Below are 13,825 nucleotides of genomic sequence, written 5' to 3' on the forward strand. Positions count from 1 at the left end.
TATGAGGGGTAATCTAATGAAGAAAGTAATAACCTATGGTTCATTTGACCTTTTTCATGAAGGACACTATCGCATTCTCGAGAGAGCTAAGGCGCTTGGGGATTACCTTATTGTGGGAGTGACCACGGAATATTATGATCGGCAGAGAGGGAAGCTAAACCTGGTAGATCCTATTATGACCAGAATAGAGAATGTACGCCACACCGGTTTTGCTGACGAGATTATAGTTGAGGATCATGTTGGCCAAAAGGTAGAGGATATTCAGAAATACGGAATAGACACCTTTGTTCTCGGCTCTGACTGGGAAGGAAAATTCGATTATCTAAAACAATACTGCAATGTAGTATATCTTGAGAGAACCCCAAATATATCATCAACATTTTTAAGACATGACAGAATGAGGCTTATTAAGCTTGGCATCGTAGGCACTGGAAGAATTGCTGTCAGATTCATGGACGAAGTCAAGTACGTATCAGGTATAGAAGCTGTTGCTGCGTACAATCCGGAAGAAATAAGCCTTAGTAATTTTGCTGTGAATTACCCTGTCCTTACTTTTTCAGATTATTTCGACGAGTTTTTAAATGAAGTAGATGCAGTATACATCGCTTCTCCAAATGAGACACATGCTGATTACGTTCGGAAGGCCATCCTTGCGGATAAGCACGTGTTATGCGAAAAACCTATGACTTTTACTTATGATGAGGCAGTGGAGCTGTATCAGCTTGCTCACGATCATCATGTTGTGCTGATGGAAGGAATAAGAGCAGCGTATCTTCCTGGATTCCAGCAGCTTCTTACTGTGGCGACAAATGGAACTATAGGTGAGATTTGCGATATTGATGCCTGCTTTACACGAATTGGTATTAGAAATTCCAGAGAGATGGCGGATGCAAAGTATGGCGGAGCATTCATGGAGTATGGAAGTTACACTATGCTTCCAATATTCAAGCTGTTCGGTATAGACTATGAGGACATAAGAATAGACTCCATTCTCGGAGATAACGGTATAGACCGGTTTACCAGAGTACAGTTCATATATAAGGGGAAAATGGCTACATCCAAGACAGGTGCTGGAGTAAAATCAGAAGGCCAGCTGGTAATATCTGGAACAGAAGGATATATATTGGCTCAATCCCCTTGGTGGCTTATTCAGAGCTTCGATGTCCGTTATGAGGATCCTAATAAAGTGGATCATTATGAATCACCATTTGTTGGAACCAGCGGATTCAGGTATGAGATAGCGGAGTTTCTTGGCAAGATCAACAAGACCGGAGGCAAGGACTATAAGCTGACATCCCAGGAGTCTATTGCTATGGCTAAGGTTGTTGAGAAATTTATGACTATGAGAAGGCAGCAACAGGGATGGTAGAGACCATAAAATAATAATTATGAGAAGGCATTCTGTGGTTGCAGGGTGCCTTTTTTTCTTTGGTTTCATTGACGAAAACTTTGGATTGATATATAATTTCTTTGTATTCGGAGGGCAATTATGGATTACAGACAAATAAAAAAACGTGCAAATGAAATTTTGAAAACCAGGACTGCTGAGTGCTCATATATAGAGTATAAAGCCTCAGAACAGCAGCTTGATAAGATTTTAAAGACTATCTGTGCATACGGGAATAATTACTACAACAATGATATTCAGTACCTCTTTATTGGTGTTGAGGAAGAAAATAGTGAAGATAATAAGGCAATACCAGTAATTCCCATAAAAGGAATACCGGAAGGACGCATGGAAAAATGCAAAAATGTTATTAATTCGTTGCGGTCATTTCTGTATCCAAATGTTGCTTTTGAAGTGATATCGAATAAACTTGATGGATTGAATTACCTGCTTATTATTGTTATGAGACAAGCTGGTGGACCTTTTATGGTTGCGGAAAAAGCGGAGAAGGACAAAAAGATAAATCTTAAGCCGGGGAGATATGTAAGAATTGAAGCGGACACAAGACTTGCAAGAGTTGATGAAGAATATGATCTTTTACGTAAGTTTTCAAATTTCCACTACAGCTCTATTGTGAGTACAGGAGCAACAATTGATGATTTGGATATAGATCTTCTTCGCGAATATATATTTAAAACCAGCGAAAGACAAATAAGTGAGGATCTGGATAAAAGAGAGTTAGCAAAAGTACTTGCGCTAGTAGATAAAAATGATCCTAGCGAAATGAGGGTAAAGAATTTCGCTGTCTTGATGTTTTCTTCTCATCCGGAAAAAATCGTACCGTATGCATATACAGAGTGCATAATTGATATGTTTGGAACCAAGAGAAAAATGGAGTCCAAAGTTTTTAAAGGAGCGGTATGGAAGCAGTACTATACTGCGCTGGACTATATAAACAGCAATTTCTTAAATGAGCTTGTAATAAGAGTTGATGGAAGTGCTGATAATAAAAGAATAGAGAATTTTACTTTTATAGCGCTTGAAGAATTACTTGCAAATGCAATCGTTCATAATAACTATGAAAATGGAAAACCGATTCAGATATATGTATCTGAAAAACAGATTAATATAGTTAATTACAATAAACCGCTACCGCCTATACGAATCAGTGATCTGAATGAAAGAACTTTTTTTAATGAAAGAGATACGGAAAATCCGGAACTAAGAGATATGTTTAAATCATTAGGAATCATTGAATCTTTTGGAACTGGTATAGGGGAAGCTAAGAGATCTATGAGGGAAAATGGATCACCGGATTTATATTATAAGACCTTTGATGTGAATGATAATATTACATCTGTCGTTATTCCAGTAAATGAGGAATATTATGAAATTAAAAATGGCTCCAAACCAAAGAAAAATGTTTGGATTGAGAGTGAAACCAAAGATTTTAAGCAAAAAATCTTGGATTCAGGGTTTTCAAAAAATATAAAGCAAAATATGTTGAAGTTATATGAGCAGATTGGTACGGGAGTTTTTGGGAATTCTCGTGTGGTTGAAATTCTTGGATGCTCAGAAGTTACTGCAACTTCATATTTGAAAAGAATGGGAAATGAACTAAAAATCATCGTTCCAGTAGAAGGGGTGGGAAAAGGAAAATATAAGTTTAAGTATAATGATATAGATACGGTTTCTGGAGGGGGAGATTTTGAAAATGTTTGAAGAATAAATACCTTAAACAATTTGATAATGTATACCGATATACCTAATATGGAGATGTTCTCCATATTAGGTATATTTTATATAAATTTAATATAATTTAGTGAAGTTGCTTTGTTGTTGGTACAATATATTTGTGATAATATACTATTATGTACAATATTTAGATAATTGTGCGAAAATTCAACTTGACATAGATTACATAAACGCATTGATAGACAGCCAGGAAGTATCTGAAAATCAGAGCTGCCATGCCGCCTGACGTACGGATATGGACATAATGAGCAATGACTCATTCATTGCGGGGGAGTTACAGGGGCTTTGTTAAACTGTGACATGGCGAAGCGCGGCATTGTGATGAATGAGGTGGTGGAAGAGGAGAAGGCAGAGTATAGGATATTTGACAATATAGGAAGGGTGTTGTAACATCATATTGCGAAAACGCATATAAAAGATATGAAAAAGTTCCAAGACAAAACGAAGCCCTCGATGTTCCAGCATCGAGGGCTTCTTGCTCGTCATAGTGAGCTATTCTCAGGCTATTACCGTGTTAATCTTCCCTGTCAAGCCATTTGCAAATATAATAGGCGACTATACTTGCCATAACAGAGATTAGAAAAGATATTAAAAGTTGCAAGACCGCCACCTCATTTCTGCTGGAGGTACACGGCTTCACAACGATAACACAAAAATTCTCCAATGACAATCAAAAACAAATTTGACAAATACAATGCAATTAAAGCAGGCGCAGCGTAAGCTGCGCTTTAAATATATCCAAAATAGATTAATAGAATTAGTTAAATCAACCACTATAAGATGAAAAAACGTATTTATATATTCGGAACAGGTGAATATGGTCACAGATTACTCGGCTTTTTGAAAGAATGTACAGATTCAGAAGTTGCAGGATTTATCAAGTCTGAAGCATACGATGGAGAAATGTGCGAAGGCATCGTAGTAATCAGTATTAAGCAAGCATCACAGATAAGTGGCGATTATATGATTCTGATTGCACTTGGTAATAGAGATACTATCAATCTGATAAGAGTGAAACTAATAGATGCCGGAGTTAAAGAAAACAGGATATTCGATTGCTCTGGATTTATAAGAAACAACTTACCTGTTGAAAGGAAAAGATGCCCTATATGCGGGAGTTTGATTTCTGAATATTTACCCGGACAGATTTGCGAATCAGAATTGTTCAAGAATCTTCATATTATAGGTGCGGGATATAGGAAAAACATGACTTGCCCGGCATGTGGAAGCATGGATAGAGCCCGCTGGCTTTACTATGTTTTGGCTACGCAAACAGATATCTTTGAAGAAGGAAAAACTATCTTGCATTTTGCACCTGAAGCACAGATAAGAGAAAAACTTCAAAATATACAGAATCAGTATATTCCTGCAGATATTAATCCTTCGAATGGAATTATAAAGGCTGATATTAAGAATATTCCATTTAAAGATGAGATATTTGACTATGTTATCGCTAATCATGTGCTAGAGCATATTGATGATTTAAAGCTTGCAATGGCAGAGCTTAAACGTGTTATGAAAAGAAGTGGAAAATTGATATTATCATTTCCAATTTGTAGAGATATGGACACAATAGAAGAGGACAAGCCATTAAGCAAAGATGAGAGAAAACGGCTTTTTGGACAGGAGGATCATGTAAGACTTTTTGGAAATGACTTCAAAGAACAGATTGAGAAACATGGAGTGCATGTAAAAACTTTTTCTCCAAATGTTTTTTTGGATAATGAAGAAATAAGCACAAATGGTTTTATTAATGATGATCTGATTTTGATATGTAACAAGGAATAAGTATCACTAAAAACGATTTTTTGCAGGTTTGTTAGAAAACAAGAAGGCTTCATATGTATAAAGTCGGCTATACACAAGGCGTATATGATATGTTTCACATCGGGCATTTGCACATCATAAATAATGCTGCAAAACAATGCGAAAGACTAATAGTAGGAGTCAATTCCGACGCTCTTGTTGAAGAATATAAGAATAAGAAAACTGTTATCCCTCAGGAAGACCGTGCTGAGATAATAAGGAATCTTAAGAGTGTGTCTGAATGCATCATTGTTGATACGCTTGATAAGGTTGAAACATATAAAAAATATAAGTTTGATGCAGTATTTATAGGCGATGATTGGAAGGGTGATGCCAGGTGGAAACAGACTGAAGAGGATCTAAAACCCTTCGGAGTAGATGTTGTTTATCTTCCGCACACGCCTAATATATCATCTACGCTTTTAAGAGTAGAAATACCTATGCGGGTTGAGGACTAACATACATAATTGGATACTAGTGATATCAAATATATAGAGATGAGAAAAAGAAAAGCAAGACGACTAAGCTTGCTTTTTCGTTTGTTTTGGGTACTTCCGATAAATAAAAAGAAAGTAACATTTTCTGCTTTTGAAGGAGATGGTGGTTTTGGATGTAATCCAAGATATATCGCAGAGGAGCTTCATAGAAGAAGGCCAGATTTAAAATTGGTTTGGCTGCTTCATGATCCAACAAAAGATTTTCCGGATTTTATTAAGCCAATTAAAGATACAACGTTTAATACAGTATTCCATCTTGCAACATCAAAAGTATGGATAGATAACTATAGAAAACCATTTGGAACTTTGAAAAGAAAAAAACAACTATATATTCAGACTTGGCACGCGACTATTGGGTTTAAGGCAGTTGGACTATATCGTGGAGATGCATTTCCAGAAATAGCAAGACTTGTCAGTGAATGGGATTCAAATCTTGCTGATTTTTTCCTGTCTAATTCAGAATACTGTGACAGAGTTTATCCAAAAAAACTATTATATAAAGGACCAACTCTTAGAGTAGGATCACCACGAGTTGATCCGCTAATAAATAATAAAGAAAAACTTCATGCACAAATAAGAGAAGAGCTTTCTCTTGATAAAGATATGAAGCTTGTTTTGTTCGCACCTACCTTCAGAGGCGGAAATCAGCAAGGGCAAAAGCAAGTAATTGCTGAGACACCGCAGATTGATTTTGATAGATTGATAAAAGTACTTGGAGAAAAGTTTGGAGGTGAATGGAGGATTCTTTTAAGGCTTCACCCACAGCTTTCAGCAAAACTCGATGAAATGCCGCTTCTAAGTAAAGACAGTAGGCTTATAGATGTGAGTCAGATGCCTGACATAAGTGAAATAATGGGTGGATGTGATCTGGTTATAACAGATTATAGCAGCTGTGCATTTGATGCAGCATTTGCTATGATTCCGGTCTTACTTTATGCGGATGATGTTGAAGAATATGTAAAAAATCGTGGACAGTTTATGTGGAAGAGGGAAGAATTGCCATTTGCAATTGCAGATAATAATGAAGAATTAGAAGATAATGTAAAAAACTTTGATTTAGATAAGTACCTTTCTGCAGTACATGAATTTATAAATAGAAATGAGGTCATTGAAGACGGTCATGCCAGTGAAAGGGTTACTGAAGTAGTGGAAAGGATTATTTAAAAATGTTAGAGCGTTCTAAGTGACATATGTATGATTGAGAATGAAGGTTAATATATGATTACATATGTAAAAAGTAATATATTTGATAGTCCTGCGCAGGTGCCGATTAAATACAGTTAAAACTGTAGGCGTGATGGGAAAAGGACTAGCGTTGGAGCTTAAGAACAAATATCCTGAGATGGTTGAAGCCTATAAAGATTTGTGTGATAAAAAAGCACTTAATGGTGGCGAGTTAGCTCTTTTTAAGGGTGAAGATAGATGGGTATTACTATTTCCTACGAAGAAACATGGGAGAAGTCCTTCCAAAATTGAATATATCGAAGAGGGTTTGAAAAAGTTCTGTGCGGTGTGGGATAAGCTAAATATTGACTTAATTGCTTTTTCTAAACTGGGATGTGGAAATGGTGGACTTGATTGGAACGTAGTAAAGCCTCTTATGGAGAAATATCTTAAGAAGCTTCCAATCAATATTTTGCTTTATGTTGATAATTATGAGTCTCCAAGACATAAATAAACTGATGCTTTTTCAAGTTCATTATAGGAATTTTGATTAACATACCGGTGACAAAATGATTAATCTCAAGTTTAAGGATGAAGTGGAATCATTCAATAAATATTTTAATAAGTTTAAGAATGTGCGGATAGCTTTATATGGTATTGGACGAATGACTTCTGTGATATTGACAGAGCTTGGTATGCAATATAATTTTGTTGCTTTATTGGACAAGGATCCTGAGAATATCGGAAGGAATATTAGAGGAGTACCAATAGTTAGTGTAGAAAATGTTGAAAAAGTTGCAGATATTATAATAATCAATACTCATAGAAATTATTGGAATATTATTTTTCATAGGATAAGAGATGTAAAAATACCAGTTTACTATTTAGATGGGACGATAGCGAGAACAGAAGTGTTAGAGGAATCATCAGGAAATGAGTATTGGCAAAAGGACGTCAAAGATCTCGAGAGGGAAGTTGAAAACTACGATATCGTTACATTTGATCTTTTTGATACGCTTATAGCTAGAAGCATATTGATTCCTGATGACGTCCAAAATTTGTCTTCTGATAGATTAAATGACATAACTGATTCTTTGGGCAACTTTTATGATGAAAGGAAAAGAGCAGATTCTCTCTTGTCAAATAAATATATAAATATTGATGAGATTTATGACATTATATGGAATAAGAATTCCTATAGTGAAGAACTTAAAGAAATGGCCAAAAGAATAGAGCTTGATGTAGAAAGAGTTGTTTCATATCCACGGGCGGATATGGTTAAGCTGTGTAATAGAATCTCTGAGGAAAAAGAAGTGTATATTATTAGCGATATGTATTTGCCAACTTCTTTTTTAAAGGAATTGTGTTACAAAGCAGGTATAAGCGAAAATATTCCATTGATGATATCAAATGAATTGAAACATAGTAAAAAAGATGGGAGTTTATGGGAACAATTTGTAAAAGAGCATGAGAAATCTCAAATAATTCATATAGGAGATGATGTTATTGGAGACATAGAACAACCTAAAAGATATGGGATAGCTACAGCTTATGTAGCATCACCCAATAAAATTTGGGAAATGTCATCCATGAAGGAACTTCTGGTAAGAGTACAAACAAAAGCAGAATCCGTGTTTGCAGGTCTGTTGTGTAAACGTTTATTCGCAGATGCATTTGGGCTAGTCGCCACTCGAGGTAAAGTAATTCTTAAATCGTACGAAGACATTGGATATGTACTTTTTGGCAGTATGATGTACACATTTTTGGAATGGATAGACGAGCAGACAAAAAAACAGAATATTAACAGAATTTTTTTTATGGCTCGAGATGGGTATTGGCTAATAGAGGATTACAATTATCTGAAAAGTGTCGCATGTAAAAAAATATATACTCAAGCACAGTATTTGCCAGTTTCGCGTGAGGTTTTACTAATAGCAGATTGTGATAGCGACAAGGAATGGAGTCCCCTATTAGAGCATCCATATTCTGGTCGTTTCTGTGATTATGTCAAGTCTAGGTTGCATTATTCTTTGCCTGAAAATGATGAACATAGTGATGAATGGATAGTACTTCCAAGTGAAATTAGTAAGATTAAAGAATGGTTAAGACCATATATTGACATGATTTTTCCTGGTTTGTCTAAGGAAGCTAATGAGTTTAAAGAGTATTTGAATGAATTACATTTATGCAAGGATGATGCATTGGTGGATTTATGGTATGCAGGCAGTAGTCAAAAACTACTATCGAAAATTTTGGGAATAGATTTACAAGGGTTTTATATGGTTGTAAGAAAACAAGCAAGTGATAATGATATGCATGCTTGTTTCCAAAAGAATAATGACTATAAGGGCGAAGATAGTTATATACGAAAACAAAGCATATTTGTTGAATCTTTTTTGACAGCTCCTTATGGGATGATTAAGTCCATAAAGCAAGATGGGACATTCATGACAGAACCTAAAATGACTAATCAGAAAGAATGGAATGCAAGAATAAGAATAAATAATGGAATTAAAGAGTTTATTAAGGATTATGAAAAGCTTGGTAATAGATGGATTGATACAGATTTTATTAATGAACTGTGGAAGCAATTTTACCTAGGTAATATAGAAATTGAAGAACAGTTAAAGAGTGCTTTTTATTATGATAACATCTTATCTAAAGTCCAGGAATATCCGGTATTCGAGTAGTTGCAAAGATTTTTTAGAATCATTAAAAAAAATATGCAGGTGTCAATGAAGAACAATACTCCTTTTTTTTCAATTATAGTTCCGATTTATAATGTAGAAGACTATTTAGCTGATTGTTTAGACAGTATACAAAAACAGAGCTTTAAGGATTTTGAGATAATTTGTGTTGAAGATGAATCAACTGATAATTCAAAGAATATTTTGTATTTGTATGCGGATCGTTCTGATCTAGAAATAAGAATATATGAAAATACACATAATGTTGGGTTATCAGCAAGTAGAAATAATGGAATATTCAAAGCAAGAGGAAGATACCTAGTTTTTGTTGATTCTGATGATAAGATCGACATATCCATGTTAGATACTTTATATAATATTTTAAAAATAGATGATATGGATATCATCTATTTTAATAAAGAAAATTTAGGGAATGATGATTTTTCTATCAAGCTTGATTTGAGTAAATATTCTAAAGTTTATGCAGGCAATGAATTATTTTGCATTTTTGAAAAAGATAATATAACAAATATTACTGCATATACAGCGGTTTATAATAAAGATTATGTTTTAAATAATAACATTTTATTTTATGAAGGTATTGTACATGAGGATTACTTATATTATGTTAAGGCAATATTAGGAGCTAAAAAGGTTCGAGTGATAGATGATGTTCTTTATTACTACAGACGACGAAAAGATTCTATAATGAGCGAAATAACTGAAGCAAGGCGCCAGTCTATTTTTGTTGTTATGATGGAAATAGCAAGGATATGGAGCGCGTATGCGACAAATAAGGAATTAGACGAAGCTTTTTACTCATATTTAAAGAAGAGATACCGAGTATATGAATATTACAATAGTGTACTTCCTAAGGAGAAATCACTTCATGTTGGAAGAGCGGTAGATGAATTTTTCTATGATATTATTCAATGTAAAGAGAATCTGGAGTATAAGATTATACCGTTAACGTATTCAGAGCAAGAACTTATAAAAAATGCTGCTAGAGTGTGGATATATGGGGCGGGAATGGTTGCTAGTGTAGCACTCGATTATTTGGATAATAATAAAATTAAGGTAGCAGGATTATTAGTTACAAATCTTGATAGAGATAAAGAAGTTGTTAAGGGGATAAAGGTGTTCAAATACAACAAACAAGATATATTACCGACGGATGTGGTAATAATAGCGATGAGAGAACATTTAATTCCTGAGATAGATGAAGTGCTAAAAAAAGATGGGATTACTAAAAAAATTATTTTACGTGCTCGATAAAGGCATATACGTAGTGATATTTAAAACTTATAAAAGAATTATTAGTTCGTGTAGTTAATGACTTGTACTGCTTTTGATTATATTTATAGGAAGTATTATAGAATAGACAAAGGGGGCAACTTCTGTATGATACATGGGTCTAAAGCTGATACTCTAAAGATGCTAGAAGGCATTATTCATAATGCCAAAATATTTCCTCAAGTATCTTTTACTGTTAAAGAATGGCTACAAGATAGTAAATGCATTATGGATAATATAATGAATGAATTTAATTCTACTGTAATTATTCGATCAAGTTGTCATGATGAAGATACTTCTGAAAATAGTAATGCTGGCAGATTTCTCTCAATTCCCAATGTGAAATTGAATATAGATGACCTTCATAATGCGATTGAAAAAGTAATAGTTTCGTACAATCGTACTGATTATTCGGATCAAGTGTTAGTACAGACTATGCTGAATTCTCCAGTTATGTGTGGGGTTGCTTTTACGTTAGATCCTAATACAGGAGGGGATTACTATGTTGTAAATTATGATACAACAGGTTCTACCGAAAGCGTGACGTCTGGGGATGGGAATGAAAACCACTTATTCTATTTTCATAAAAGCAAAAATTTTAATAATATTTGTGCATACTCAGATGATACACAGAACAAAAGGCTAAGTAAATTGTGCTCATGTCTTGCAGAACTTGAGGGATTATTTGAGGAAAATAATCTTGACGTTGAATTTGCATTTGATAAAAATGAAAATCTATATATTTTGCAAGTTAGACCCTTGGTTATGAGGAATAAATTATCAAATAGCGAATTACAAAAAAAGGAACTAGAAAGGATTTCAGAATATATAAATAATGCTCAGAAGAAAAGACCGTTTTTGTGTGGTAAAAACACGATATATAGTGTAATGACTGATTGGAATCCAGCAGAAATGATAGGCATAAGACCTAAGCCTCTTGCTTTGTCTTTATATAGAGAACTTATCACTGATAATGTTTGGGCGTATCAAAGAGACAATTATGGTTATAGAAACTTGAGAAGTTTTCCTTTATTGGTTGACTTTGGAGGATGCCCCTACATCGATGTAAGGGTAAGTTTTAACTCTTTTATACCAGCTACATTGAGCGATAGTTTAAGCGAGAAATTAGTAAATTATTATATCGATTTACTAAAAAAGAATCCTAAAGCACATGATAAAGCGGAGTTTGATATAGTTTTTTCATGTTATACATTTGACCTCGAGGAACGCATAAAAGTACTAAGAGAATATGGATTTTCTAAAGATGAGATTTCGCAGATTGTGGATTCACTATGTCTCGTGACAAAGAATATTACAGATTTCGAGCGTGGATTATGGAGAAAAGATGAAAAGAAGATTGAAATATTGGAGAAAAGATATTATGAGCTAATGGATAGCAATTTGAATGATATTGATAGAATTTATTGGCTTCTTGAAGATTGTAAAAGATATGGAACGCTCCCATTTGCTGGATTGGCGAGAGGTGCATTCATTGCTGTGCAGATTCTAAAGTCAATGGTATCTGTGGGAATTATATCAGAAGATGAGTACTCAGCATTTATGAATAGTGTTAATACAGTTAGTTCTCGTATGAATGATGATTTTATAATGCTCTCAAAGGAGGGATTTTTAAAAAAATATGGGCATCTTCGACCAGGTACATATGACATATCTTCAAAAAGATATGATGAAGCCCCTGACATGTATTTCGATTGGATTCATGAAAAAGAGCAAAAACATGATAGAAAGATGTTTAAGCTATCACTTTCCCAAATGAAAGAACTGAGGAAGAGATTGCAAGAAAGTGGGCTTTCGACAGATGTAATTGAATTATTGGAATTTATTAAATGTGTTATTGAAGGACGAGAATTTGGTAAATTTGTATTTACGAGAAATGTTTCAGAGGCACTTCGAATTTTAAAACATGTTGGGAAAGAGTATGGAATATCTGAGGAAGAGATGTCTTATGCAAATATTCATGTGATTCAGGAACTATATTCTTCTACTAAAAATGCTAAGGAAATAATACATAAATATATTGAGGAGGGCAGAGCTTATTATGATGTTACTAAGCAGATTACCCTACCACCAGTAGTGACGTCAAATATTGATATTTGGCAATTCGAATATCCAGATACAGAACCAAATTATATAACTACAAAAAAAGCTTGTGCTGAGGTGGTGTGCCTAGATGATGATATTAATTCGGATATAGAAGGAAGAATAGTATTAATAAAAAGTGCTGATCCTGGTTATGATTGGATCTTTTCACATGATATTAAAGGATTTATCACTATGTATGGGGGAGCTAATTCTCATATGGCAATACGTGCTGGTGAATTGGAAATACCAGCTGCCGTAGGGGTAGGAGAAAAGTCATTTTTTAGATTAAAACAGGCAAGTATTGTTGCGTTAAATGCACTTGAGAAAAACATACAAATAATAAGGAGAGATAAAAATGAAGCAAGGTGATTTTACAGAATTAGCTAAATACTATGTGGACAGACCTGGTTATTCAAAAGAACTTTTACGCTATGTAAGTAATAGAGTTATGGTGGAATTTGGAGATGATATAGTTGTTGCTGATGTAGGTGCCGGTACTGGCAAGTTAACAAGTAACTTATATGAAATTGGAATGCGAGGATATGCGGTTGAACCTAATGATGCGATGAGAAATGAAGGAATAAAAATCTTTTCTAAAATCCCTGAATTTCTATGGAAAAAGGGGGCAGCGGAGGCTACGGGATTAGATGAACATTCAGTCAATTGGTTATTGATGGGATCTTCATTTCATTGGGCTGATGCAACGAAGGCATCTATAGAATTTAAGCGAGTATTAAAAGCCAATGGTTATTTTACTGCTATTTGGAATCCAAGAGATGTTCAGAGGAATGAGCTGTTTGTCGATATAGAAGAAATGATCCATCGGATTGTACCTGAATTGAAGAGAGTATCATCAGGGGCTTCTGTTACGACGGAGATTATCAAAAATAAGTTAGGTGGAAACTTTAAAAATATAGTTTTTATGGAAGCTGAGCATGAAGAAATCATGTCTAAGGAACGGTACATCAATATATGGAGATCGGTAAATGATATTCAATCCCAGGCAGGACCCGAGCGGTTTGAAATGATCTTAAATAATATAGATAAAATGTTAACTGGTATGAAAGAGATAGCAGTGCCTTATAAATCAAGAGCATGGACAGCTCAAGTATGTTAATTGAGAATGATGGGTG

Annotated in this window: 10 protein-coding genes; all 10 read left to right on the forward strand. The window is 34.5% G+C overall.

The annotated features are described in order from the left end of the window. Window positions 1-16 precede the first annotated feature (16 nt). Window positions 17-1,369, forward strand: coding sequence for a Gfo/Idh/MocA family oxidoreductase (locus tag G601_RS0105735; RefSeq protein ID WP_026664775.1), 1,353 nt, complete (start codon window positions 17-19; stop codon window positions 1,367-1,369). A gap of 120 nt (window positions 1,370-1,489) precedes the next feature. Then, complete coding sequence (locus G601_RS22125) at window positions 1,490-3,109, forward strand: RNA-binding domain-containing protein (RefSeq protein WP_051205629.1); 1,620 nt, start codon at window positions 1,490-1,492, stop codon at window positions 3,107-3,109. Between the two features lie 813 nt (window positions 3,110-3,922). Then, entirely contained in the window at window positions 3,923-4,930 is a 1,008-nt protein-coding gene (locus G601_RS24765; protein ID WP_051205630.1) for a class I SAM-dependent methyltransferase, read from the forward strand. A 53-nt stretch (window positions 4,931-4,983) separates the two neighbouring features. After that, complete coding sequence (locus tag G601_RS0105755) at window positions 4,984-5,406, forward strand: adenylyltransferase/cytidyltransferase family protein (RefSeq protein ID WP_026664776.1); 423 nt, start codon at window positions 4,984-4,986, stop codon at window positions 5,404-5,406. Between the two features lie 9 nt (window positions 5,407-5,415). Further along, window positions 5,416-6,609, forward strand: coding sequence for a CDP-glycerol glycerophosphotransferase family protein (locus G601_RS0105760; protein ID WP_026664777.1), 1,194 nt, complete (start codon window positions 5,416-5,418; stop codon window positions 6,607-6,609). Window positions 6,610-6,691: 82 nt separating this feature from the next. After that, the gene (locus G601_RS22135) at window positions 6,692-7,123 is read left to right on the forward strand and encodes a macro domain-containing protein (protein ID WP_255346160.1); all 432 of its coding nucleotides are present in this window, start codon (window positions 6,692-6,694) and stop codon (window positions 7,121-7,123) included. Between the two features lie 55 nt (window positions 7,124-7,178). Next, the gene (locus G601_RS0105770) at window positions 7,179-9,299 is read left to right on the forward strand and encodes a hypothetical protein (protein WP_026664778.1); all 2,121 of its coding nucleotides are present in this window, start codon (window positions 7,179-7,181) and stop codon (window positions 9,297-9,299) included. Between the two features lie 45 nt (window positions 9,300-9,344). Continuing rightward, window positions 9,345-10,571 (forward strand): glycosyltransferase, encoded by a 1,227-nt coding sequence (locus G601_RS24770; RefSeq protein WP_051200757.1) that lies wholly within the window; start codon window positions 9,345-9,347, stop codon window positions 10,569-10,571. A gap of 126 nt (window positions 10,572-10,697) precedes the next feature. Further along, a complete protein-coding gene (locus G601_RS0105780) occupies window positions 10,698-13,061 on the forward strand; it encodes a PEP/pyruvate-binding domain-containing protein (RefSeq protein ID WP_035790375.1) in 2,364 nt (787 codons plus the stop codon). Next, window positions 13,048-13,809: a class I SAM-dependent methyltransferase gene (locus G601_RS0105785; protein ID WP_026664780.1), complete on the forward strand. Its 762-nt coding sequence runs from the start codon at window positions 13,048-13,050 to the stop codon at window positions 13,807-13,809. Before G601_RS0105780 ends, G601_RS0105785 begins: the two co-directional genes overlap by 14 nt. The last annotated feature ends 16 nt before the right edge of the window (window positions 13,810-13,825 follow it).

This window comes from Butyrivibrio sp. FC2001, assembly GCF_000424125.1.
Lineage (GTDB): Bacteria > Bacillota > Clostridia > Lachnospirales > Lachnospiraceae > Butyrivibrio.

Bases quoted from the DNA above. Each gene is read 5' to 3' on its own strand.
- G601_RS0105735 (WP_026664775.1), top strand. From the start codon at position 17: ATGAAGAAAGTAATAACCTATGGTTCATTTGACCTTTTTCATGAAGGA.
- G601_RS22125 (WP_051205629.1), top strand. From the start codon at position 1,490: ATGGATTACAGACAAATAAAAAAACGTGCAAATGAAATTTTGAAAACC.
- G601_RS24765 (WP_051205630.1), top strand. From the start codon at position 3,923: ATGAAAAAACGTATTTATATATTCGGAACAGGTGAATATGGTCACAGA.
- G601_RS0105755 (WP_026664776.1), top strand. From the start codon at position 4,984: ATGTATAAAGTCGGCTATACACAAGGCGTATATGATATGTTTCACATC.
- G601_RS0105770 (WP_026664778.1), top strand. From the start codon at position 7,179: ATGATTAATCTCAAGTTTAAGGATGAAGTGGAATCATTCAATAAATAT.
- G601_RS24770 (WP_051200757.1), top strand. From the start codon at position 9,345: ATGAAGAACAATACTCCTTTTTTTTCAATTATAGTTCCGATTTATAAT.
- G601_RS0105780 (WP_035790375.1), top strand. From the start codon at position 10,698: ATGATACATGGGTCTAAAGCTGATACTCTAAAGATGCTAGAAGGCATT.
- G601_RS0105785 (WP_026664780.1), top strand. From the start codon at position 13,048: ATGAAGCAAGGTGATTTTACAGAATTAGCTAAATACTATGTGGACAGA.